This window comes from Methylobacterium komagatae (assembly GCF_042661665.1).
GTDB lineage: Bacteria > Pseudomonadota > Alphaproteobacteria > Rhizobiales > Beijerinckiaceae > Methylobacterium > Methylobacterium komagatae.
In genome coordinates, this window is record NZ_JBHSWN010000001.1 from 916,260 (window position 1) to 938,916 (window position 22,657).

The 22,657-nt window shown below is 68.3% G+C and carries 17 protein-coding genes and 1 pseudogene; 11 read left to right on the forward strand and 7 right to left on the reverse strand.

All coding sequences use genetic code 11. The annotated features are described in order from the left end of the window. The first annotated feature begins 6 nt into the window (after nt 1–6). Together aceF and lpdA are read left to right on the forward strand one after the other, a co-directional pair. A complete protein-coding gene (gene aceF, locus ACFQE0_RS04570) occupies nt 7–1,296 on the forward strand; it encodes a dihydrolipoyllysine-residue acetyltransferase (RefSeq protein ID WP_378967496.1) in 1,290 nt (429 codons plus the stop codon). Nucleotides 1,297–1,322: 26 nt separating this feature from the next. Next, entirely contained in the window at nt 1,323–3,041 is a 1,719-nt protein-coding gene (gene lpdA / locus ACFQE0_RS04575; RefSeq protein WP_378975267.1) for a dihydrolipoyl dehydrogenase, read from the forward strand. Between the two features lie 7 nt (nt 3,042–3,048). Here lpdA and ACFQE0_RS04580 read toward each other — a convergent pair whose 3' ends face one another. Continuing rightward, a complete protein-coding gene (locus ACFQE0_RS04580; RefSeq protein ID WP_378967498.1) occupies nt 3,049–4,344 on the reverse strand; it encodes a serine hydrolase domain-containing protein in 1,296 nt (431 codons plus the stop codon). A gap of 129 nt (nt 4,345–4,473) precedes the next feature. Next, nucleotides 4,474–4,966, reverse strand: a pseudogene (locus ACFQE0_RS04585) (peptide deformylase). 141 nt (nt 4,967–5,107) lie between these two features. Here ACFQE0_RS04585 and ACFQE0_RS04590 point away from each other — a divergent pair. Further along, nucleotides 5,108–7,438 (forward strand): Tex family protein, encoded by a 2,331-nt coding sequence (locus ACFQE0_RS04590; RefSeq protein WP_378967501.1) that lies wholly within the window; start codon nt 5,108–5,110, stop codon nt 7,436–7,438. 42 nt (nt 7,439–7,480) lie between these two features. Here the strand turns inward: ACFQE0_RS04590 and ACFQE0_RS04595 are convergent, their stop codons facing one another. Continuing rightward, entirely contained in the window at nt 7,481–8,806 is a 1,326-nt protein-coding gene (locus tag ACFQE0_RS04595) for an LLM class flavin-dependent oxidoreductase (protein WP_378967503.1), read from the reverse strand. A gap of 254 nt (nt 8,807–9,060) precedes the next feature. Between ACFQE0_RS04595 and ACFQE0_RS04600 the strand changes: the two genes are divergently transcribed. Next, nucleotides 9,061–9,441 (forward strand): VOC family protein, encoded by a 381-nt coding sequence (locus ACFQE0_RS04600; protein WP_378967506.1) that lies wholly within the window; start codon nt 9,061–9,063, stop codon nt 9,439–9,441. A 46-nt stretch (nt 9,442–9,487) separates the two neighbouring features. On the opposite strand, the gene ACFQE0_RS04605 is transcribed toward ACFQE0_RS04600, so the two are convergent. Further along, a complete protein-coding gene (locus ACFQE0_RS04605) occupies nt 9,488–11,653 on the reverse strand; it encodes a putative bifunctional diguanylate cyclase/phosphodiesterase (RefSeq protein ID WP_378967509.1) in 2,166 nt (721 codons plus the stop codon). A gap of 521 nt (nt 11,654–12,174) precedes the next feature. Here ACFQE0_RS04605 and ACFQE0_RS04610 point away from each other — a divergent pair. The 5 genes from ACFQE0_RS04610 to ACFQE0_RS04630 all read left to right on the forward strand — a co-directional run bounded on the left by ACFQE0_RS04610 (nt 12,175) and on the right by ACFQE0_RS04630 (nt 15,007). Further along, nucleotides 12,175–12,474: a hypothetical protein gene (locus ACFQE0_RS04610; RefSeq protein ID WP_378967511.1), complete on the forward strand. Its 300-nt coding sequence runs from the start codon at nt 12,175–12,177 to the stop codon at nt 12,472–12,474. Between the two features lie 181 nt (nt 12,475–12,655). Beyond that, on the forward strand, nt 12,656–13,189 hold the full coding sequence (locus ACFQE0_RS04615; protein ID WP_378967513.1) for a YciE/YciF ferroxidase family protein: 534 nt from the start codon (nt 12,656–12,658) through the stop codon (nt 13,187–13,189). A 66-nt stretch (nt 13,190–13,255) separates the two neighbouring features. Further along, complete coding sequence (locus tag ACFQE0_RS04620) at nt 13,256–13,384, forward strand: hypothetical protein (RefSeq protein ID WP_378967515.1); 129 nt, start codon at nt 13,256–13,258, stop codon at nt 13,382–13,384. 429 nt (nt 13,385–13,813) lie between these two features. Then, nucleotides 13,814–14,506, forward strand: a complete 693-nt coding sequence (locus tag ACFQE0_RS04625; protein ID WP_378967517.1) for a sugar transferase — start codon at nt 13,814–13,816, stop codon at nt 14,504–14,506. A 252-nt stretch (nt 14,507–14,758) separates the two neighbouring features. Next, a complete protein-coding gene (locus ACFQE0_RS04630; RefSeq protein WP_378967520.1) occupies nt 14,759–15,007 on the forward strand; it encodes a helix-turn-helix domain-containing protein in 249 nt (82 codons plus the stop codon). A gap of 417 nt (nt 15,008–15,424) precedes the next feature. Here ACFQE0_RS04630 and ACFQE0_RS04635 read toward each other — a convergent pair whose 3' ends face one another. The 3 genes from ACFQE0_RS04635 to ACFQE0_RS04645 are packed head-to-tail and all read right to left on the reverse strand — an operon-like array spanning nt 15,425 to nt 20,201. After that, nucleotides 15,425–18,592 carry an efflux RND transporter permease subunit gene (locus ACFQE0_RS04635; protein ID WP_378967522.1) on the reverse strand — a complete coding sequence of 1,056 codons (3,168 nt, stop codon included), beginning with the start codon at nt 18,590–18,592 and terminating at the stop codon, nt 15,425–15,427. Nucleotides 18,593–18,601: 9 nt separating this feature from the next. Beyond that, nucleotides 18,602–19,948, reverse strand: a complete 1,347-nt coding sequence (locus ACFQE0_RS04640; protein ID WP_378967524.1) for an efflux RND transporter periplasmic adaptor subunit — start codon at nt 19,946–19,948, stop codon at nt 18,602–18,604. A gap of 55 nt (nt 19,949–20,003) precedes the next feature. Beyond that, on the reverse strand, nt 20,004–20,201 hold the full coding sequence (locus tag ACFQE0_RS04645) for a polyhydroxyalkanoate synthesis regulator DNA-binding domain-containing protein (RefSeq protein WP_378967526.1): 198 nt from the start codon (nt 20,199–20,201) through the stop codon (nt 20,004–20,006). 197 nt (nt 20,202–20,398) lie between these two features. On the opposite strand from ACFQE0_RS04645, the gene ACFQE0_RS04650 reads away from it, so the two are divergent. Together ACFQE0_RS04650 and ACFQE0_RS04655 are read left to right on the forward strand one after the other, a co-directional pair. Then, on the forward strand, nt 20,399–21,076 hold the full coding sequence (locus ACFQE0_RS04650; RefSeq protein ID WP_378967528.1) for a response regulator transcription factor: 678 nt from the start codon (nt 20,399–20,401) through the stop codon (nt 21,074–21,076). Nucleotides 21,077–21,080: 4 nt separating this feature from the next. Then, entirely contained in the window at nt 21,081–22,439 is a 1,359-nt protein-coding gene (locus tag ACFQE0_RS04655) for a HAMP domain-containing sensor histidine kinase (RefSeq protein ID WP_378967531.1), read from the forward strand. Nucleotides 22,440–22,657: the final 218 nt, after the last annotated feature.

Consider the following 22,657-nt stretch of genomic DNA (forward strand, 5'->3'; position numbering starts at 1 on the left):
CCCTGCATGAGCGCCGCGCTGCAGATCACCCTTCCCGACATCGGTGACTACAAGGACGTGCCGGTGATCGAGCTCATGGTGAAGCCGGGCGACCGCCTCGCGGTGGACGACCTGATCCTGAGCCTCGAATCCGATAAGGCGACGATGGAGGTTCCCTCCCCCGTCGCGGGCGTCGTGCGCGAGCTTCTGGTGGCCGTGGGCTCCAAGGTCTCGCAGGGCACGCCGATTCTGACGCTCGAAGCCGAGGGCACGGAGAAGGCCGCCGCCGAGCCGCCCTCCGCCCCGCCTCCCCCGCCGTCCGTACCGGCTCCGGCTTCGCCTCCGGCTCCCACGCCGTCTGCCGCACCTGCGACCGCGCCTCAGCCTGTCGCCGCCGCCGCCGGCTCGGCCCATGCCAGCCCCTCCGTGCGCCAGCTCGCCCGCGAACTCGGCGTCACCCTGGACCGCGTACCGCCCAGCGGACCGAAGGGCCGCATCCTGCGCGAGGACGTCCATGCCTTCGTGAAGTCGGCGCTGGCCGCGCCCGCCTCCGCTCCGGTGGCTCCGGTGTCCGGCGGGATCGGCGCCAACCTGCCAGCCTGGCCCGAGGTGGATTTCGCCAAGTTCGGGCCGGTGCGGCGCGAGCCGCTGTCGCGCATCCAGTCGCTCTCGGGGGCGAACCTCACACGCAACTGGCTGACCATCCCGCATGTCACGAATTTCGACCATGCGGACGTGACCGAGATCGAATCCTTCCGCGTCGGGTTGAATGCCGAAAAGCGCACGCCGCCCGCGCGGGTGACGATGGTGGCCTTCCTCATCAAGGCCGCCGCCTCGGCCCTGCGCGCCTATCCGCGCTTCAACAGCTCCCTCGACGGGGACCACCTCGTCATGAAGGAGTTCGTCCATATCGGCTTCGCCGTGGACACGCCCAAGGGCTTGATGGTCCCGGTGGTGCGCGATGCCGACCGCAAGGGCCTGATCGAGATCGCTACCGAGATGGCGGCGCTCGCCGACAAGGCCCGCGCGGGCACCCTGAGCGGAGCCGACATGCAGGGCGGCTGCTTCTCCGTGTCGTCGCTCGGCGGCATCGGCGGGGACGGCTTCACGCCGATCATCAACGCCCCCGAGGTCGCGATCCTCGGCGCGGCGCGCTCGCGGATGGAGCCGGTCTGGGACGGCGAGACCTTCCGCCCGCGCCTGATCCTGCCCCTCAGCCTGTCCTGGGATCACCGGGTGGTGGACGGCGTCGCGGCCGCGCGCTTCCTCGGCCATGTCGCCTCGGTCCTCTCGGACCTGCGCCGCGCCCTCCTGTGAGCGTCGATCCCATGAATGTCGCCCCCATGAGCGAGATCATCGACATCCGCGTCCCCGATATCGGGGATTACCGCGACGTGCCCGTCATCGAGATTTCGGTGAGTGCGGGCGAGACGGTCGCCCTCGACCAGACCCTGTGCGTGGTCGAATCCGACAAGGCGACGATGGACATCCCCTCGCCCAGGGCCGGGCGGGTGGTGGAGATGCTGATCGGCCTCAACGAAAAGGTCTCCGCCGGGACGGTGATCGCCCGCATCGAGGCCGAGGGCGACGCGCGCCCGGCCGCGCCGGAAGCGCCCAAGGAGGCACCGGCCCCCACGCCTGCTCCCGCTCCGGCCCCGGCCGGAAAGACCGATTGCGACGTGATGGTGATCGGCGGCGGGCCGGGCGGCTATTCCGCCGCCTTCCGCGCGGCCGATCTCGGCCAGCGGGTGATCCTCGTAGAGCGCGAGCCGACTCTCGGCGGCGTGTGCCTCAACGTGGGCTGCATCCCCTCGAAGGCCCTGCTGCACGTGGCCGCCGTCACGGAGGAGGCGCAGCGTCTCGCCGATCACGGCGTGTCCTTCGGTGCCCCGTCGATCGACCTCGACAAGCTGCGCGCCTTCAAGGGCGCGACCGTGCGCCGCCTGACCGACGGGCTTGGGCAGATGGCGCGCCTGCGCAAGGTCGAAGTGGTGCGCGGCACGGCGCGCTTCGTGGGCGCAAACCGCATCGCGGTCGAGACCGGCGAGGGCGCGGCGCGGGAGATCGGCTTCGCCAGCGCCATCGTCGCGGCGGGCTCCTCCCCGGTCGCCCTGCCGATGCTGCCGAAGGATCCGCGCGTCGTCGATTCGACCGGCGCGCTCGAACTGCCCTTCGTGCCGAAGCGCCTGCTCGTCATCGGCGGCGGCATCATCGGGCTGGAGATGGCGACCGTCTACAGCGCGCTGGGCGCGCGGGTCGATGTGGTCGAGCGCCTGCCGCACATCCTCGACGGGGTGGACCGCGACCTCGTGGAGGTCTGGACCAAGCGCAACGCCCACCGCTTCGACCGCATCCTGACCGGCGCCGAGGTGGTCGCGGCCGAGGCCGGGCCGGACGGGATCACGGTGACCCTGAAGGACGAGCCGGATCCGCGCACCTACGATCTCGTGCTGCAATCGGCGGGGCGGCGGCCCAACGGCGACGGGCTCGGGCTCGTGGAAGCCGGGGTGAACGTCGAGCGCGGCTTCGTGCCGGTCGATGCCCAGATGCGCACGAACGTGCCGCACATCTTCGCCATCGGCGATCTCGCCGGAGCGCCGATGCTCGCCCACAAGGCGGTGCACGAGGGCCATGTGGCGGCCGAGGTCGCCGCCGGGCACAGGGCCGGGTTCGACGCGTCGGTGATCCCGTCCGTCGCCTATACCGACCCGGAGATCGCCTGGGTCGGCCTCACCGAGGCGCAGGCCGCCGCGCAGGGCCGCCCGGTCGATGTGGCCCGCTTCCCCTGGGGAGCGTCGGGCCGGGCCATCGCCAACGGCGCCGATTACGGGCTGACGAAGCTGATCTTCGACCGCGAGACCCAGCGGGTCGTCGGTGGCGCCATCGTCGGCCCGAGTGCGGGCGACATGCTGGGTGAGATCGGCCTCGCCATCGAGATGGGGGCGGACGCTGCCGATATCGGCCGCACCATCCACCCGCATCCGACCCTTGGCGAGACCATCGGCATGGCCGCCGAAGTCTCGCTCGGGATCTGCACCGACCTGCCGCCGCGCAGGCGGTAGGGGCGCCCTACTTGATCATGGCGCCGTAGATCATCTGCCGGAGCAGCGAATAGTAATGGCCCCGCAGGCTCGGGGCCTGGAACATCGCCACCACGACGAGCCGCTCCGTCGGATCGACCATGTAGCGCGGCCCGGTGATGCCGCCCCAATAGACGTCGCCCGGCGCACCGGGCGTCGTGTGGGCGCCGGTGGCGAGGCGGACCGGGTTCACGAGGCTCCAGCCGTAGCCGTCCTCGACGTTGTTGCGCGGACCGCGAAGACCCGCGAGCTGGTCGGAATGCAGCATGAAGCGCACGGTCTTCGGAGAGAGCAGCCGCACCCCGTCGATCTCGCCGCCATTGGCCAACGTCTGCAGCAGCCGACCGACATCCCCGGCCGTCGAGGCGAGCCCGGCGCCGCCGGAGAAGCGCTTCGGCGGCTTGCGCAGGTCGAGCCAGCCATAGACCCAGGCGAGCGGGTCCTTCGCCAGCGTGGCCTGCGACGGCTCCGCGAGGCGGTCGGCCCGCGCCTCATCGACCTGCCACACCGTGTCGGTGAGCCCGAGGGGCTGCAACACCTGCTCCGACACGACCCGGTCCAGCGGCTTGCCCTCGATCCGCTCCAGGAGATGGCCGAGCACGTCGGTGGCGATGGAGTATTCGAAGGTCGAACCCGGCTGGTACAGGAGCGGCTGCTGCCCGAGCTTGGCGAGCATCTCCTCACCCGTCAGGCTGTAGAGCCCCTCGAGATCCTGCTCGCGCTGATTGCGCCGTACGGCATTCAACGGCCCGATCCACCAATAGGTGAGCCCGGCCGTGTGCCGCATCAGATCCCCCACGGTCGGAGGCCGCTTGGCCGCCTCCGGGGGCGGCACATCGGTGCCGGTGCCGCTCTCCGCGCCCGCGAAGACCTTCAGGTCCTTCAATTCGGGGAGATAGGTCGCGACCGGATCGGTCAGCTTGAAGCGGCCCTGCTCGTAGAGGCGCAGGGCCGCCGTGGTGACGAACATCTTCGTCGTGGAGGCGATGCGGTGCAGGCTGTCGCGCTGCATGGGCGAGCCGGGTGCACGCTCGCCGAACGCGTCGAACATCACCGGCTTGCCGTCGCGCATGACCAGCAGCACCATGCCGGGGATCTTGCCCGCGGCGATGTCGCGCCGGACGAAATCGCCGATCGCCTTCAGCCGGGCGGCGTCGAAGCCCGCCTGCCCGGCCTCGACCGGAGCGGGGGCGGGATCGAAGGCGGCAGAGGGGCCGAGGCCCGCCGCGAGAAGGCCGAACGCGAGCAGGCCGGTGCGCAGGCTGCGCTTCACGGTATGGGGCATTTCCTCGACGGTCCTGTTCTCGAAGCCCGTCTGGCGCGGGCCCAGCGCACCCTCCGATGATCGCCCCCTCCGTCCAGCGAAGGCCGTCGCGGCCGGTCAGATTCGCCCTCGGCTGTTACGCGCAGTGGCTCACTTCAGTTTGCCGAACCGCTTGAGCAGGCGCTCCCGCTTCAGCCGGGACAGGCGGTCGATCCAGAAGATCCCGTCGAGCCTGGTCGATCTCGTGCTGGACCACGGCCGCGTGGAAGCCATCCGCCTCCTGCTCGTGCCGCGCTCCGTCGAGGCTGGAATAGGCGAAGCGGATGCGGGCGGGCCGGGTAATCCGCTCGCGCACGCCCGGCATGCTGACGCTGCCCTCGTCATGGGTCTCGGTCTCGTCCGAGGCCCAGAGGATCGAGGGATTCACATAGACGTGCAGATCCTCGTCCGGCGCCATGCGGATCGCCATCAGCCGCGCGGCCACGCCGAGATGCGGCGCCGTGAGGCCGATGGCGGAGACCTCCAAGAGGGTGTCGCGCAGATCGTCCGCAAGGGCCGCGAGTTCGGGGCCGAAGGTCTCGACCGGCTGGGCGGCACGCGAGAGCCGGGGATCGGGGAATGGCACGAGGGGGCGGGCGGGCATGGTCAGTCTCTTCCTCGCAGGGTCTTGGACTTGGATGTCTTAGGGGGTCTTGGCCCGGACGGTTCCGAGGCGGTACATCCGCCCGCTCGCCGGGGCCATACCCCGGTTCCACGCGCGCTCGCTCGGACGACGGGAGACATCATGACCACCGTGAACCAGCTGATCGCCCGCGAACTCGGCGTGCGCGAGGCCCAGGTCGAGGCCGCCGTCGGCCTGCTCGACGGGGGCGCGACGGTGCCCTTCATCGCCCGCTACCGGAAGGAGGCGACCGGCTCCCTCGACGATTCGCAATTGCGCACGCTGGAAGAGCGCCTCGGCTACCTGCGCGAGTTGCAGGATCGGCGCGGCACCGTGCTGGACAGCATCCGTGCGCAGGGCAAGCTCACCCCGGCGCTGGAAGCCGCCATCGCCGCCGCCGACACCAAGGCGCGGCTGGAGGACATCTATCTTCCGTACAAGACCAAGCGCCGGACCAAGGCGCAGATCGCCCGCGAGGCCGGGCTCGGGCCGCTCGCCGAGGCTCTCCTCGCCAACCTAACTGCCGATCCGCTGAAGGCCGCCACCGGCTATGTCGCCCCGGACAAGGGCGTGGCGGGGGCGGACGCCGCCCTTGAGGGCGCCCGGCACATCCTGATCGAACGGTTCGCGGAGGATGCCGACCTCGTCGGGCGTCTGCGCGAGGATGTCTGGCGCGCCGGACAGGCCGTCTCGCGGGTGCGCAAGGGCAAGGAGGCGGCGGGCGCCAAGTTCTCGGACTACTTCGATTGGAGCGAGCGGCTGGAGCGCATGCCCTCGCACCGGATCCTCGCCCTGTTCCGGGGCGAGAAGGAGGAGATCCTCGATCTCGACATCACCGCCGAGGGCGAGGACATGCCCGCCGGCACGCCCGGCCCGTTCGAGCGGGCGATCTGCCACCGTCACGGCATCGCCGCCCAGGGTCGCCCCGGCGATGGGTGGCTGATCGAGACCGTGCGCGTCGCGTGGCGCACCAAGATCCGCACCGGCATCAAGACCGATCTGCGCACCCGGCTGTTCGAGAAGGCCGAGGCCGAAGCGGTGAAGGTGTTCGCGGGCAACCTGAAGGACCTGCTGCTCGCCGCCCCCGCCGGGGGCCGGACCACGCTGGGGCTGGATCCGGGCTACCGCAACGGCGTGAAGGTCGCGGTGGTCGACGCGACGGGCAAGGTGCTCGCCGTTGAAACCACCTATCCGCACGAGCCGCAGCGCCGTTGGCGCGAGACCGTCGAGGCTCTGGGCCGCCTCTGCCGCCGCCACCGGGTCGAGTTGCTGGCCGTCGGCAACGGCACCGCCTCACGCGAGACCGACAAGCTCGCCGCCGAGGTGCTGGCCGCCAACCCGGACCTCGCCATGACCAAGGTAATGGTCTCGGAGGCGGGCGCCTCGGTCTATTCCGCGTCCGAAATCGCGAGCCGCGAATTGCCGGATCTCGACGTGTCGCATCGCGGCGCGGTGTCGATCGCCCGGCGGTTGCAGGACCCGCTCGCCGAACTCGTGAAGATCGATCCGAAATCCATCGGCGTCGGCCAATACCAGCACGATGTCGGCGAGGCGAAGCTGTCGCGCTCCCTCTCGGCCGTGGTCGAGGACGCGGTGAACGCGGTGGGCGTGGATGTGAACACCGCCTCGCCCGCCCTGCTCGCCCAGGTCTCCGGCCTCGGCGCGTCGCTCGCCGCCAACATCGTCGCCCATCGCGACGGGAACGGCCCGTTCCGCAGCCGCGCGGCGTTGAAGAAGGTCGCGGGCCTCGGGCCGAAGACTTTCGAATTGTCGGCAGGCTTCCTGCGCATCCGCGACGGCGAGAACCCCCTCGACAGTTCCGGCGTCCACCCGGAAGCCTATCCGGTGGTGCGGCGGATCCTCGAGGCGACGAAGAGCGACATCCGCGCGCTGATCGGCGACGGGGCCAAGCTCAAGACCCTCTCGCCCGCAAGCTTCGCGGACGAGCGCTTCGGCGTGCCAACCGTGCGCGACATCATCGCCGAGTTGGAGAAGCCCGGCCGCGACCCGCGCCCCGCCTTCAAGACGGCGACCTTCCAGGAGGGCGTCGAGACCATCGGCGACCTGAAGCCCGGCATGCAACTCGAGGGCGTGGTGACGAACGTCGCCGCCTTCGGTGCCTTCGTCGATATCGGCGTCCATCAGGACGGCCTCGTCCATATCTCGGCCATGGCGAAGCGCCGGATCTCCGCGCCCTCCGAGGTGGTGAAGGCCGGGGACGTCGTGCGCGTCCTCGTCCTGTCGGTGGACGTGCCGCGCAAGCGGATCGGCCTCTCGATGCGCCTCGACGACCCGATTGACCGCCCGGCCTCCCCCGCAGGACCGAGGCCCGGCGCACGGCCGGAGCCCAGGCAACAGGAGAAGCCGCAGGACAGGCGGCCCGCCCCCCGCGACGAGCCGGGCGGCGCCCTCGCCGATGCTCTCCGCCGCGCCGCGACCCGGCCCAACCGGTAAGTCCCGGAGGGAACGCGACGGGTCGGGGGAGCCCTGAGCCGGTCAGCCTCCGGGCGGACGCGCAGGCCGCGAGCCCAGATGCCCGCGCAGGGTGTGGGCCTCGTATTCGGTGCGGAACAGGCCCCTGCGGCGCAGCTCCGGCAGAACCAGTTCGATGAAATCATCGAGCCCGCCGGGCAGGGTCGCGGGCATGATGTTGAAGCCATCCGCCCCGTGGGCGTGGAAGCGCTCCTCCATTTCATCGACGATCTGGGCGGGCGTTCCGACGATCTGGGAATGGCCCCGCGCACCCGCGATCCGCAGGTAGAGCTGGCGCAGGGTCAGCCCCTCGCGCCGGGCGAGGTCGAACATCAGTTGTTGCCGGGACTTGATGCCGTTCGCCTCCGGCAGCTCCGGCACGGGGCCGTCGAGGTCGTAGCCCGAAAGGTCGAAGCCGCCGATCATCCGCTCCAGCAGGGCGAGGCCGACCGCCGGGTCGATCAGCGCCTGCAGGTCCTCGAACTTGGCGCGGGCCTCGTCCTCGCTGCGCCCGACCACGGGGAAGAGGCCAGGCATCACCTTGAGGTCGTCGCGCTCGCGCCCGAAGCGGGCCATGCGCTCCTTCAGGTCGCCATAGAACTCGGTCGCCTCCGCGAGGGTCTGGTTGGCGGTGAAGACGATCTCGGCGGTCCGGGCCGCCAGATCCTTGCCCGGCCCCGAAGCCCCCGCCTGCACCACGACCGGCTGCCCCTGGGGCGTGCGCGAGATGTTGAGCGGCCCCCGCACCGTGAAATGCTTGCCCCGGTGGTCGAGGGGGCGGAAGCCGTCCGGCTTCGAGAACTGACCGCTCTCCCGGTCGATGATCACCGCCCCGTCGTCCCAGGTGTTCCACAGGCCGAGGACGACATCCACGAACTCCTCCGCCCGCTCGTAGCGGTCGGCATGGCGGGCGATGGTATCGTCGCCGAAATTCGCGGCCTCGGCGTCGGTGGCGGAGGTCACGAGGTTCCAGCCCGCCCGGCCGCCGCTGAGATGATCCAGCGACGCGAAGCGCCGGGCGACGTTGTAGGGTTCGTTGAACGTCGTCGAGGTGGTGGCGACGAGGCCGATCCGGCTCGTCACGGCGGCCAGCGCCGAGAGCAGCGTCACCGGCTCGAAATGGGTGGAGCGCGCCGTGCGCTCGCTGGACCGCAGGTTGCCGTCGCGAATGCCGGAGCCATCCTCGAGGAACAGGAGGTCGAACTTCGCCGCCTCGGCCTTCTGCGCCCAGCCGACGTAGCGCGAGAGCACGAGCCCGCCATCGGCCTCGCTCGACGGGTGTCGCCACCCCGCGATGTGGTGGCCCGTGGCGTAGAAGAAGGCGCCGAGGCGCAGGCTGTCCTGTCTCATGATCCGGTACTGGCGGCGCGGCGTTTATCCCGCTCGGGATGCGGCCCGCAACGTGATGGACGCAAGTTCCTCCGTCAACGAGAAGCTGCTCTTACTGGGGAGCAGCCGGGACAGTACATCGCCACTGCGAGAAACACCCTCTGGAGAAGCTTCTTTCAAGCGATCGCAGCGGGACGGAGGGCGGGGGAGGTTGATATCGCGGGCCGCGCGTCTAGCTCACGCGCCGAGGAAACAACCACAGGAGGAGCTTGCCCGTGTTCAGCCATATGATGGTCGGCACCAACGACATCGCCCGGTCGAAGACTTTCTACGACGCCCTGTTCGCCGCGATGGGCGGACGGCCCGGCCGGGAGGACGCGGCGGGCCGCCTCGTCTATCAGCACAAGGGCGCGATGTTCCTCGTCACCAAGCCGATCGACGGCCAGTCTGCGAATCCCGGCAATGGGGGGACGATCGGCTTCGCCGTGGACTCGCCGGAGCAGGCTAATGCGTGGCACGAGGCGGGCACGGCGCATGGCGGCTCCGCCATCGAGGATCCGCCGGGCGAGCGCAACGGCGCCGCGGGCCGCCTGTATCTCGCGTATCTGCGCGATCCAGACGGCAACAAGCTCTGTGCTCTGTACCCCCTCGGCTGAGGCATGACCGGAGGGCGCGGGATCCGGCGCCCTCCCCCGATGACGCTCAGGCAGCCTGCACGAACCGGCCCGAGGCCGCATCCTTCGAGAGGAAGCGCGTGGCGAGGACGTCGGCTGGGACGGGCCTGCTGAAAAGGTAGCCCTGCCCCTCGGCGCAGCCCTTCCGGGCGAGGCGGCTCATCTGGTCCTCGGTCTCGATCCCCTCGGCGACGACCTGCAGGCCGAAGCCCTTGGCGAGTTGCAGGATCGCGCGGATCACCGGCACGTCCGGCCGTTCGTTCATCTTCTGGACGAAGGAGCGGTCGATCTTCAGCCGCGTCAGCGGACAATGCTCGAGGAGGCTGAGCGAGGCATAGCCCGTCCCGAAATCATCGAGGGCAATGCCGACGCCGCGCTCCCTGAGATTCCGCAGTTCCGCAACCGAGATGCCCTCCTTGGCGAGGACTGCGGTTTCGGTGATTTCCAGTTCGAGATTGTCGGGCGGGAGACCGGTCTCGGCCAGCACGTCGGCGGTGAAGCCGGCAATCTCACCGCCATGCAGGCGGCGCGCGCAGGCATTCACGCCGATCCGGAAATGGGCCCCGGCGAACGGCAACCATGCGGCAGCCTGCCGGCACGCCGTGCGCAGCACCCAATCGTTCACCGCCACCGCATGGCGGCTTGACAAGAGGGCGGGCAGGAAGGCTGCGGGCTGGAGCAGCCCGTGCTCCGGATGCTGCCAGCGGATCAGCGCCTCGGCCGCGAGCAGCGCCCCATCCTTAAGGCGCACCTGCGGCTGGTAATGCAGCACGAACTCCTCGCGCTCGATGGCGCGATGAAACTCGTGGACGAAGCGCTGCCGCTCGCTCACGGCGGCGCGCAGGGTTGGGGTGTACAACCTGTGACGGTGGCGGCCGTCCTTCTTGGCCTTGTAGACGGCGAGGTCCGCGCAGAAGAGCAATTCGTCGATCCCCTCCGCGTGCGAGGGAGCGAGCGCGATACCGACACTCGCGCCGATGCTGACCACGCGATCATTGATCAGGAAAGGCTGCTCCATCGCGTCCACGATGCGCTTGGCGATGCCGGAGGCGGCCAGCGGATCGCCGCATTGGGGCAACGCGACGACGAACTCGTCGCCGCCGATCCTGGCAACGATATCCTGGCCTCGGACGCACTCGAGCAGGCGCTCGGCTGCTCCCCGCAACACCTCGTCGCCCGCTGCGTTGCCGATCGTATCGTTGACGTCCTTGAACCCATCGAGATCGACCAGCAGCACCGAGACGGGACCATCGGCAAGCCATTCCTCCAGCCGGTTGCGGAGCAGGGAGCGGTTGGGCAGCCCGGTCAGAGGATCGCGGTGGGCAAGGTCGAGTAAGGCCGTCTCGCGCTCCCGGCGCTCCGAAACGTCCCGCAGGACCGCCCCGTAGACGGGCTTACCGTCCTCGAGCCAGCGCGAGACGGAGGCCTCCATGCGGTGCACGACGCGGCGTCGATCGATGACGGCGATGTCACGGACATGCCCAAGGGCGCGGCTGATCCAGTCGCGAAGCCCCGCCTTGGACGCGAGCGCCTCTTCCACGATGAGTTCGTCGATGCGCAACTGCCCGGCCTCGGCAAAACGGTAGCCGAACAGCCGCTCGGCGGCGGCGTTCCAGTAGAGCACTCGACCCTCCCTGTCGCCGACCAGCATCGGATCAGGGCTGGTCTCCGCCATCTGCCGGAAGCGGACGACCTCGGTCTGGCTCTGGACCCGTAGCGCGCGGAGTTCGAGCAGTTCGGAGGCCAGGGCGGCGTAGCGCTCAAGGTGAAGGCGCTCCTCCGGCAACAGCCCCTCGCGCGGCTCCGTATCGAGCACGCAGAGCGTTCCGATCGGCAGCCCCTCGAACGAGATCGGGATGCCCGCGTAGAAGCGGACATGCGGATCGCCCGTCACCAGGGGGCTTTGGCGCCAGCGCGGTTCGCGGAATGTGTCCGGGATGACGAGGGCTTCGTTCAGTTCCACCGTGTGCGTGCAGAAGGATTCGCTTCGAGATGTCGAGGATGCGCAGATCCCGACCTTCGCGAAATAGATTTGTCGCTCGCTGTCGATGAGCGAAATGGTCGACATCGGCGCACGCAGCCGATCCGCGGCAACATCGACCAGACTGGCGAAGGTTTCGTCGGATTCGATATCCAGAAGGCCGCTTCTGAGCAGCGCGTCGAGGCGCCGGGCTTCCTTCGAAATTTGACTCATCACGCGGGACTCATGGACATCTTGCGGGATCAACCTTAATTTGCAAAATTGAACAGCAAATTAAAGCGTTACGAGCACCATCGTCAGACCGGCGTTTAGCGGTTGTGTCTTGAAACGTTCGGCGAATGAGCACGCCCTTATAAGCAGCGAACAGTGTTGGATCCACCTGTCACACATGCAAGCGCCTCATTGACCTTGTTGCAGGAACCCAAGCGACTGACTTGGCGGTGTCGCGCATCTGCAAGGTGGCCGCATCGACACGCTCGCTCACGCCCGGAATGACCTCGCCGCTGTTCCGGTCACGTTCACGACCTTGAGAAGGTCCGGTGTCCGTAATCCTGAAATCGTCGCCCCTTCCCGCGCTCGTGTGCGGCGACGCACGCCTCTTCCAAAGTACAAGGATTAAAACAAGCAAGTATTACTTGTGCGTACGCGCACTTATAGACAGAAAACAATCGCCTACATTCATCTCAACGGCGCAGGACAAGGGGTCCGGCGCACAGTAGCCGAAGGTTTTTGAGATGATCCGCTTCGCGACCCTGAGCCTCGTTGCCGTGGCCCTCGCCGTTCCGTCCCTCGCCCGCGCCGAAGGCGGCGACGGCAGCCGTCAGGCCGCTGGGGGCGGCTACATGAGCAGCTTCATCAGCGACCCCAACCACAACCCGAAATCCCTGCACTCGCAGGCAGCGGGCACGGGCCAGATCTCCGGCGCGCCGATGTACAACGACGCTCCGGCGGCACGCGCTTCGACCATCGCCCGCCGCGACGTGATTGCGCCGAACTGGGCCTCGGGCCCCGCCCCCCGTCGCACCCACCGCTGATCCGACTAGCGGAACCAGCCGGATGGACCCGCCCGAGCGATCGGCGCGGGTCCTTCGCGGGTCCGGCCGCAAAAAGAATCGCGCGCCCCGGGGCTCGCCACAGGATACCCGGCCCCGTGACCGGTGGTTGTGACATCGAAGCGCTCCCGCTTCGCATGTGAACATCCACGGAGGGCAGCCCATGGCCGCGAAGCCGAAGACTTTGCAAGACGCCTTCTATGAAACATTGAAGGATGTGTACTATGCGGAGAGACAATCCCTTCGGGCCCTGAAGAAATCGGCCAAGGCCGCCGAGCATGAAGAGCTTCGGCAAGCCTTCGAGACCCATGCCGAGGAAAGCGCCAACCAGGTGGAACGCCTACAACAGGTGTTCGAGATCCTCGGCAAGCCCGCGCGCGGCAAGACTTGCGAGGCGATGCAGGGCCTCACCTCCGAGATGGAAGAGGATCTGGAAGATTTCGGCGATAGCCCCGCCGCCGACGCCGTGCTGGTCGGCTGCGCGCAGGCGGTGGAGCATTACGAGATCGCCCGCTACGGCACCCTGAAGACCTGGGCGACCCAACTCGGCTACGGCGACGCCGCCAAGCTGCTGGACGAGACGTTGCAGGAGGAGAAGAAGACCGACGAACTGCTCTCGCAGATCGCCGAGCGCATCAATGTCGAGGGGTCCGGGAGCGAGGCGGAACCGGCCAAGGGTGGGCGCAAACCCGCCTGAGGGCAGCCCGGCAAGACTTTCGCGCCGCGAGGGGCTAGACTCGCGACTCACACCAGGGAGGGACAGATGGGCCTACTTGCCTTCATCCTGATCGGCGGACCTTGGGTCGCTGCAACGGCATGGCTCTGGCTCCAGGCGGGCGGCGTCGAGGCGTGGCGCCACGTCGTCCACGGCGACGCGCTGAACCATCGCTGAAGCATCTTCAGCCGGAGCAAACACCAGCTCGGCGCCTCAAACCCACTTAAAACCAGCAAGATAGACCATCGCCTGCGATCTCTCGATTGCAGGCGATGCTTCGTCGGCCGTCGCCCTGGCCCGTAGCGCGGGGAGATCAGGATTGCGTCGCCTGTGCGGGCAGGCGTGTGGCATATTCCATTTCAAACGAGCGTGAAGACGGCCGACGCGGCCGAAGTATGCCACGAGAACGCCCCGCCCAAAGCTTCGCCCTTACGCTCGCTGATTAAGCATAAAATTCGCAGTATTAATCACTGAGCGATCTGCGTAGAAAACTTGAGATAATTTGATTGATTTCCACGCGCCAAAATCTTAAAAACAGGTGATTAAGAAGTTGTTTACCAATTAACAGCTTTTAACCCTGCCCACAGGTCAGTTGGAAAGCGAACCATGCCGCGCGCATTGCCGATCGCGACTTATGCCGTCTCCTCGACTGGCGATGCAGATGAGCTTCCGGTTCGGGGGCAATGGGCCGGACGGGCTGCCAAGCGCGGTCTCGACATCGCGGTCGCCGCGACGGCGCTGCTCCTCCTGCTGCCGCTCTTCGCCCTCGTCTCCGCGACGGTCTGGTTGGGCGACCGCAAGTCGCCGATCTTCAGCCATCGGCGCCTTGGACGTGACGGGCGCACCTTCGGCTGCCTGAAGTTCCGCTCCATGGTGGTAGATGCCGAAGCGGTCCTCGCCGCCCACCTCGCGGACAACGCCGTCGCGCGGGCCGAATGGGACGCCACGCACAAGCTCACCCACGATCCGCGGGTGACTTCGCTGGGCCGGGTCCTGCGCAAGACCTCCCTCGATGAACTGCCGCAACTCATCAATGTCCTGCGCGGCGAGATGAGCCTCGTCGGTCCTCGCCCGATCGTCCAGGCGGAGGTCGCCCGCTATGGCGCCGCCTTCGACACCTGCTTCTCGGTGCCGCCCGGCGTCACCGGCCTGTGGCAAGTCTCTGGCCGCTCCGACACGACCTATGCGGAGCGCGTCGCCCTCGACCTCGACTACGCCGCCCGTTGGAGCCTTCGGCGCGATCTCACCATCCTGTTCAAGACCGTTCCGGCCGTCTTCGCCCAGCGGGGAAGCCGCTGAAGCAGCCTTCCCGAAAGCCCCACGAGCCGTCGCTACCTATCGATTGCCCACAACTCATCCAGCGCAGCAGAATTCATTATCACATAATCCTCCGCAAATAGCGGGCTTCACCTGTAGACTTTTAATTTAGCGGCCTAAAACAGGGGTGATCCGCTGGCTCCCGCACGGGGGCATGCAACCCTAGATCTTTGTCCGACCAGGACTTGTCTTCTACGGGTCAGAAAGGCGGATCGGACACCGGGTCGCCGCCGCATGGACCAAGCACGTAACACCCTGCTGGCCAATCTTTCCCGGCATGCCGGTCACGCCCGGCGGCGCCTCGCCCTATCGATCGATCACACGGGACAACTCGTCGGCATTCCGCAGTCGAGTTTGGAAGCGATCGAGCGCGGTGACTATGATGGGAAGGCGACCTTGGATGAACTCATCCAATTATCCCTTTTTCTTGGCCTGACATCTACGGGGATGCCGCGCGCGAAGCCGCCCGGCGCGCGCATTTGAGAGAACGTGGCCAAGGCCGGGCGTTCGTTTGGAACAGAATTTATAAAGTGGCGATCGTATTTTGAATTACGAAGCAAACCGCACGACTGGGCTAAACATGAACTAGTTTTTAACATTTCTTTTACTTCGTAACCTGAAGTTGCGCGGACAAATTGTGCTCGCGGGCCACTATGTCGAAAAACGCACAAACTGCATCGCGCCAGGAACACGAGCGCACGATCGAGGATGCCCTCCTAGCCGCTCTCGATCTGAGGGATTCGATCTTTAAGATCGGCGACGAGCCACTGATCCGGACGATGGATTTGCTGATCTACGCTCTGGGCAAGGTCGCCGTTCGCGAGCGTGGGCCCAGGAAGCACGCCTGAACCCTCCGCCGGTTCATCGGCGCCTCGCTCGGTGGCGAAGGAAGTCCGCCGCTCAGTCGCGGGTCAGTTCCCGGGCGGGGCGCACTTCACCACCCGTCGGTCGCCCCCCGTCATGGGCCGTGATCCGCCGGGATGGCTTCCGGGCTCCCAGTGTCGCCACCCAGGGATAGACGGCGGGCAGGACCACGAGGGTGAGCAGCGTCGCGGAGATCAGCCCGCCGATCACGACGGTGGCGAGCGGACGCTGCACCTCGGCTCCCGCGCTGGTCGAAAGCGCCATCGGCAAGAAGCCCAGGGCGGCAACGAGGGCCGTCATCATCACCGGGCGCAGCCGCATTTCGGCAGCGCGGGTCGCCGCCTCCCGTGGGTCGAGGCCGGAGCCTTCGAGATCGCGGATGTAGCTCGTCAGCACCACGCCGTTCAGGATCGCGATGCCGAAGGTCGCGATGAAGCCGATCGCCGCCGAGATCGAGAAGGGCATGTCCCGCAGGGCGAGCGCCAGGATGCCCCCGGTGGCGGCCATCGGCACGTTGAGGAAGATCAGCCCGGCGAGGCGGATGTCGCCGAACATCACGACGAGGAGGACGAGGATCGCCGCGAGCGCCGCCGGCACGACCACGGAAAGCCGGGCCGTCGCCTCCTGCAAATTCTGGTATTGGCCGCTCCATTGGAGCGCGTAGCGGGGCGGCAGCTTCACTTGGTCGGAGACGGCTTTCTGGGCGGCGTCCACGAAGCTCTGCACGTCCCGGCCCCGGACGTTGGCCTGGATCGAGATGCGCCGCTGTAGCCTCTCGCGGCTGATCTGCGCCGGGCCGGAGGCGACCTCCACCGAGGCGACCATCGACAGCGGCACCGTCATGTGCGGGCCACCCTCCTTGCCCGGCCGCCCAACCGGCAGGGCGCGGATGCGCTCGATGTCGCTGCGATCCGCCGGATCGAGCCGGACCACGATGTCGGTGATGGAATTGTCGTCGCCGTAGACCATCCCGGCGGTGCGCCCGCCGATGCTTTCCACCACGTCGAGCACGTCCGAGACGTTGATGCCGTAGCGCGCGGCCTTCGAGCGATCCACCTGGATCGAGAGGGCGGGCATCCCGGCCTGCGCCTCGGCCTTCACATCCGCCGCACCCTGAATGCCCGCGACCACCCGCACGATGGAATCCGCCGTGTCCTTCAGGACCTTCAGGTCGTCGCCGTAGAGGCTGATCGCGACGTCGCCGCGCACGCCTTCCAGCAGGTCGTCCATGCGCATCTGGATCGGCTGCGAGAAGCTGTAGGCGACGCCCGGCACTTCCTCCCGCAGGCGCTTGTCGAAGGCGGCGACCAGCCCCTCCTGGCTGTCGGCGGTCTTCCAGGTGGAGGGGTCGGTGAGGGTGATGAAGCTGTCGGTCGATTCGACGCCCATCGGGTCGGTCGGAATCTCCGCGCTGCCGGTGAGGGAGACGATCCGCTTCACCTCGGGAAAGGATTTCAGCACCCGCTCGATGCGGGTCATCGTGGCGAGCGAGGCATCGAGCGCGATGCCCGGCAGCTTCTCCGAGGTGATGACGATCGAGCCCTCGGACAGCTTCGGCAGGAACTCGCCCCCGAGCCGGGTCGCCACCACGCAGGATCCGGCGAACAGGGCGAGCACCGTCAGGACGGTCGCGAGGGCGTGCCGCTCGGCCCATTGCAGCACAGGCGTATAGGCGCCCCGCACCGCGTGGACGAGGCGCGTCTCGCGTTCACCGATGCCCCGCCCGGCGAGGAAGATCGCCGCCAGCGCGGGCATGAGGGTCAGGGTGACGATCAGCGACGAGGCGAGCGCCAGGATCACCGTGAGCGCCATGGGGGCGAACATCTTGCCCGCCACGCCCTCAAGCGCGAGGATCGGCACGTAGACGATGATGATGATCGCCACCGCGAAGATCACCGGACGGGCCACCTCGGCGGCGGCCTCTCGGATCAAATCGTGGGCCGGGCGGTCGGGATGCTCGCCACGGGCGCGCAACACGTTCTCGATCATCACCACCGCGCCGTCGACGATCAGCCCGAAATCGATCGCTCCGAGGCTCATCAGGTTGCCCGACAGGCCGAGGAGCCGCATCCCGGCGAAGGCCATCAGCATCGAGAGCGGGATTGCCGCGGCCACGATCAGCCCGGCGCGCAGGTTGCCGAGAAGCACGAGTAGCACCACGATCACCAGAACCGCCCCTTCGAGGAGGTTGTGCTCCACCGTGTGGATCGTGCGATCCACCAGCGCGCTGCGGTCGTAGTACGGGACGATCTCGACCCCCGGCGGCAATTGCTTGCGCAGGTCGGCAATCGTCTTCTTCACGTTCTCCACGACGGCGCTGGCATTCTCGCCGTAGCGCATCATCGCGATGCCCACGACGGTCTCGCCCTCCGCATCGTGTGTGACGGCGCCGAGCCGGACCTTCGGAGCCTCCTGCACGGTGCCGAGGGTGCCGAGCGTCACGGGCACGCCGCCGGGACCGGTGGCGACGACGATGTTGGCGATGTCTTCCGGGCTCTTGGCAAGGCCGAGGCCGCGGATCACCTGCTGCTGGTCGTTATGCTCGATATAGGCACCGCCCCGCGCGGCGTTGTTGTCGGCCAGCGCCGTGTAGACCTGGGCGAGCGTCACACCGTAGCGGCGCAGGGTCTCCGCCGAGACGCGGACCTCGTCCGTCGGCATTTGGCCGCCATAGATGTTCACGTCGGCGATGCCGGGGGTGAGCTTCAGCTTCGGCGCGATGGTCCATTGCAGCAGGCGCTTCAGTTGCATCGGCGTGTAGGCGGGCCCCCGCAATTCGAACTGATAGATCTCGCCGAGCCCCGTTGCCATCGGCCCCATCTGCGGATCGCCGACGCCGGCGGGCATCAGGCTCTTGGCCTGGGGCAGGCGCTGGAACACCTCCGCACGCGCCGAGACGATCGAGACGGAATCATCGAAGGTGACGTAGACCGCCGAGACCCCGGCCCGGGATGTCGAGCGGACGTTGGAGAGCCCCGGCGCGCCCGCCATGGCGTTCTCGACGGGGAAGGTGACGAGCCGCTCGACCTCCAGGGGCCCGAGCCCCGGCGAGAGGGTGAGGATCATCACCTGCTTCGGCGAGATATCAGGCACCGCGTCGATGGAGAGGCCGCGCAGGTTGGCGACCCCGCCCGCCGCCGCCGCGAGGGCGATCATCAGCACCAGGACACGGCGACGGACCAGAAGGGCGAACCACGACCGCATCGCCGCGCCTCAATCCGTCGAGCCGAGAAGGCTGCGCAGCAGGATCGCCTTCAGACCGAAACTGCCCGCCGTGGCCACCGTCTCGCCCTCGGCCACGCCCTTGCGCACCTCCACCCAGTCGGAACGCTGGATGCCCAGCGTCAGGGCACGCCGCTCGAACGTGTCGGGGGCGGTGCGCACAAAGGCGATCGGTCCGCCCTCGGTCTGCTGCACCGAGGCCGCCGGGATGGTGAGCCCGTCACGGCCGAGATCCGCCGAGACCGTCACGGAAACGAACTGATTGGCGCGCAGCAGATCCTGCGGGTTGTCGAGTTCGATCCGCGCCGGGGCGGTGTTGGTCGCGGGGTCGAGGGCGGCATTCACCGAGCGGACATGGCCTTCGAAGGATGGCTGGCCCGGCAGGGGGTTCTCCACCGAGGCCGCATCGCCCGCCTTCACCCGTGCGATGTCGGCCCCGTAGAGGCTCGCCAGAACGACGACGCGGGTGGGATCGGCCACCGTGAAGGCATCCCGCCCGGTATCGACCACCTCGCCCAGAGTGATGCCGACACTCGTCACCACACCGCCGATCGGTGTGACCACGGCGCTGGTGCCGGGCGCGGCGCCCTCGGCAGGGGCGAGGCGCTGATACTGCGCCCGGAACGTCTCGACATTGGCCTGCGCCGATTTCACCGCCGCCTGCGCCTTGGCGAGATCGACCTGCCGCCGCTCGACCTCGGCCTGCGCCACCCCGCCGAACTTCAGCTGTTCCAGGCCGCGCCGGACCTGCAACGCGGCCACCGCCTCGGAGGCCTGAGCCTCGCCGAGCGCCGCCTGCGCCGCGAAGAGCCCGTTACGGGCGTCGAGGATTCCAGCCGCATCGAGGGTCGCGAGCGTCTGGCCTGCCGTCACCCGGTCGCCGGGCTGGACCGCGAGGCTCAGCACCCGCCCTTGCGTGCGCGGCTTCAGATGCGTCACCCGCCGCTCGTCGAAAGCGACGGTGCCCGGCGCGCGCACGGGCAACACGATCCGCCGGGTCTCGGCTTGGCCGAAGGCGAGGCCGATCCGCTTCTGGCCCGTCCCGTCCAGGGTCACGAGATCGGGATTGGCAGGAGCCTCATCGCCCTTATCCGCACTCTTTGCAGCGGGCTCTGCGGCCGGAGGCGAAGCGAGGCCGAGGGTCGTGAGGATCGTGGCGCGATAGGTCCATCCCGCGAGGGCGATGGCTCCGAGCACCACGAGAAGCAGAAGCACGGGCACGCGACGGCGCCGCACGACGGGAGCGGGGGAGGCGGCGGATTCGCGCTCGGAAGCATCGCCCTCTGTCGGGTCGGAAGGCTCCGCGTACCGGGCGGACGACTCGGCGTTCAGCGTCATAGGCAAGCGCCCCCATGACCGGCCGTGCCGGGGGCTGCGAGAGGCGAGAGAAAGCTCATGCGTCGAGGCCGGGGCGCAAAACTTCGTCGCTCACGAAGCGCCCCGTCTCGACCTCGCGGACCACGACCTCGTAGCCCTCGCTGCGAAGCTCCCTCAATCGGTCGACGGACACATAGGTTCCCGTCTCGACATCGTAGAGCCGGGTCTGGCCGTAGCGATTGATCAGGCGGCGGGGCCGCCGCTTGCGCGGCATCGCGTGAGACCCTCTCGTTGGTGCAGGCGCGTTCGTCCCGGCTGCGAAAACGAGGAAGGGAACGCGCTAGAAGCATTCTAAATAAGTCGGGCGAATGCGATGCGGCGCCACTAAATTCGGGTTCACAAAGCCTCCCCGCCGCAGATCGCCGGGGCGATATGCGCGACAAGGGGACCAACCGGAGGATGGACTGACGCGTGGCGAGGCTTCTGCTGATCGAAGATGACGGCGAGACCGCCGGAGTCGTGCTCGACGACCTGCGTGGGCGGGGCCACGACGTCGTCTGGACGGCGACCGGCCCCGACGGCGCGCGGGCGGCCCGCGACGGCGCCTGGGACGCGATCATCCTCGACCGGATGCTACCCGGCCAGGACGGGCTCGGGGTCCTGCAGGACTTGCGGCGGGACGGGGACCGGACGCCCGCCCTCGTTCTCAGCGCGCTCGGCGATGTGGACGAACGCATCCGCGGCCTGCGGGCGGGCGGCGACGATTACCTCGCCAAGCCCTTCGCTCTGGGGGAACTCGCCGCACGGATCGAGGCGCTGCTCCGGCGCCCGGTCGACAGCCGCGAGACCCTGCTGCGCGTCGGAAGCCTGGAAATCGACCTGATCGCCGGGACCGGGCGGCGCGGATCGCGCGATCTCGATCTCCTGCCGCGCGAACTCAAGCTCCTCGCCTACCTGATGCGCTCGCCCGGCCGGATCGTGACGCGGGCGATGCTGTTCGAGGAGGTGTGGAACTACCGCTTCACCCCGAAATCGAACCTCATCGATGTCCATCTCGGGCGCCTGCGCCGCAAGCTCGAAGCCGCAGGAGAGCCGTCCCTGATCCAGAACGTACGCGGCGTCGGCTTCACCCTCACCCCCGATGACTGATCTCATGCGCTCGACCACCCTGCGCTGGGCGCTCGGCATCGCCGCATGGTCGGTGCTGCTCGCGCTGACGATGTTCGCCTTCATCTACTGGCAGACCGCCGCCTACCTGCGCGAGGAACTGGCCGAGACCCTGCGGCTCGAAGTCCGCGCCGCGGCCGCCGATCCGGCCGCTACGGCGCTCAGGGTCGATACGTGGACGGCCATGGATCCCCATGCCCGGCATTACGGCGGCTTGTTCGGCCCCGGCGGAACGCGGCGCGCCGGCAATCTCGACGCCATGCCGGATGGCCTGCCCCGCGACGGCGACGCCTACCGCGTCGGCGCCACGGTGGAGGTCGGCACGCGCAGGCTCGATGACGAGATCTGGGCGGCGGCCCTGCCCCTGCCCGGCGGCGGGACGGTGGTGATCGCCCACGACACCGACGACATCGACCGGGTGCGGGTGACGACCCTACGGGCCTTCGGGCTCGGCCTCGTGCCGATGCTGGCGCTGTCGGGCCTCGGCGGCATCCTCCTCGCCCGGCGCGCCCGCGAGCGGCTGGCGGCCACCGAGGCGGCCCTGGACGAAGTAATGCGCGGCAACCTGGGCAAGCGCCTGCCTGTCGGCCAGCGGAACGACGAGTTCGACCGCTTGGCCGCGAACGTGAACCGCATGCTCGACGAGATCGAACGGCTCATGGGCGAGGTCCGCAGCGTCGGTGACGCCGTCGCCCACGACCTGCGCACCCCGCTGACGCGGCTGCGCGCCCGGCTGGAGCGCAGCCGGGCCCAGGCCAAAACGGTGGAGGAGTTCCACGAAGCGATCGACCAGGGCCTGACCTGGATCGACCAGACGCTGGCCATGGTCACCGCCGTGCTACGGATCGGCGAGATGCAGGAGGGACGCAGGACCGCCTTCGGCCCGACCGATCTCGGCGAACTCGCCGCGAACGCCGTGGATTTCTTCGAGCCCGTAGCCGAAGAGAAGGGGATCAGCCTGACCTTGGCGGCGGCATCCGGGCTTCCGGTGATCCAGGGGGATCGCGACCTCTGCTTCGAGGCCCTGTCGAACCTCCTCGACAATGCGCTCAAGTTCACGCCTCAAGGCGGCGAGGTCCGCGTGCGGGTTTCGCGCGGCCCGGACGCAGTCGTCGTGGCGGTGGAGGATTCGGGGCCGGGCCTCTTGCCGAGCGAGCACGAGAAGGTCTTCCAGCGCTTCTACCGCGCGGAGGCGGCTCGCCAGAATCCGGGCAACGGCCTCGGGCTGAGCTTGGTAGCGGCAATCGCCAAGCTTCACGATGCGAGACTCGGCATCCACGACTCCGAGGCGGGAGGTTGCCGTTTCGAGATGGCCTTCGCCATCGCGGCGGAACATCGAGTCTGACATCCCTTTCGAGAACTAAGAGCCCCAGGTCCAATACTTGTAGGGCAACGCTGCGGGATGTGCTCACGGCTCCTTCAGGAGGAGCCGATGGGTCACCATTGGGTGACGGACGAGTGGTTGGTGAAGATTGCCTCGCGGCCATCCCGCGGATCGCCTCGAACCCGATCCATCGCGCTCTACTCCGATCACGCACGGCAGGCGCACCATGTAAGACGCGC

Bases quoted from the DNA above. Each gene is read 5' to 3' on its own strand.
- aceF (WP_378967496.1), top strand. From the start codon at position 7: ATGAGCGCCGCGCTGCAGATCACCCTTCCCGACATCGGTGACTACAAG.
- lpdA (WP_378975267.1), top strand. From the start codon at position 1,323: ATGAGCGAGATCATCGACATCCGCGTCCCCGATATCGGGGATTACCGC.
- ACFQE0_RS04580 (WP_378967498.1), bottom strand. From the start codon at position 4,344: ATGCCCCATACCGTGAAGCGCAGCCTGCGCACCGGCCTGCTCGCGTTC.
- ACFQE0_RS04590 (WP_378967501.1), top strand. From the start codon at position 5,108: ATGACCACCGTGAACCAGCTGATCGCCCGCGAACTCGGCGTGCGCGAG.
- ACFQE0_RS04595 (WP_378967503.1), bottom strand. From the start codon at position 8,806: ATGAGACAGGACAGCCTGCGCCTCGGCGCCTTCTTCTACGCCACGGGC.
- ACFQE0_RS04605 (WP_378967509.1), bottom strand. From the start codon at position 11,653: ATGAGTCAAATTTCGAAGGAAGCCCGGCGCCTCGACGCGCTGCTCAGA.
- ACFQE0_RS04610 (WP_378967511.1), top strand. From the start codon at position 12,175: ATGATCCGCTTCGCGACCCTGAGCCTCGTTGCCGTGGCCCTCGCCGTT.
- ACFQE0_RS04615 (WP_378967513.1), top strand. From the start codon at position 12,656: ATGGCCGCGAAGCCGAAGACTTTGCAAGACGCCTTCTATGAAACATTG.
- ACFQE0_RS04620 (WP_378967515.1), top strand. From the start codon at position 13,256: ATGGGCCTACTTGCCTTCATCCTGATCGGCGGACCTTGGGTCGCTGCA.
- ACFQE0_RS04625 (WP_378967517.1), top strand. From the start codon at position 13,814: ATGCCGCGCGCATTGCCGATCGCGACTTATGCCGTCTCCTCGACTGGC.
- ACFQE0_RS04630 (WP_378967520.1), top strand. From the start codon at position 14,759: ATGGACCAAGCACGTAACACCCTGCTGGCCAATCTTTCCCGGCATGCC.
- ACFQE0_RS04635 (WP_378967522.1), bottom strand. From the start codon at position 18,592: ATGCGGTCGTGGTTCGCCCTTCTGGTCCGTCGCCGTGTCCTGGTGCTG.
- ACFQE0_RS04640 (WP_378967524.1), bottom strand. From the start codon at position 19,948: ATGACGCTGAACGCCGAGTCGTCCGCCCGGTACGCGGAGCCTTCCGAC.
- ACFQE0_RS04645 (WP_378967526.1), bottom strand. From the start codon at position 20,201: ATGCCGCGCAAGCGGCGGCCCCGCCGCCTGATCAATCGCTACGGCCAG.
- ACFQE0_RS04655 (WP_378967531.1), top strand. From the start codon at position 21,081: ATGCGCTCGACCACCCTGCGCTGGGCGCTCGGCATCGCCGCATGGTCG.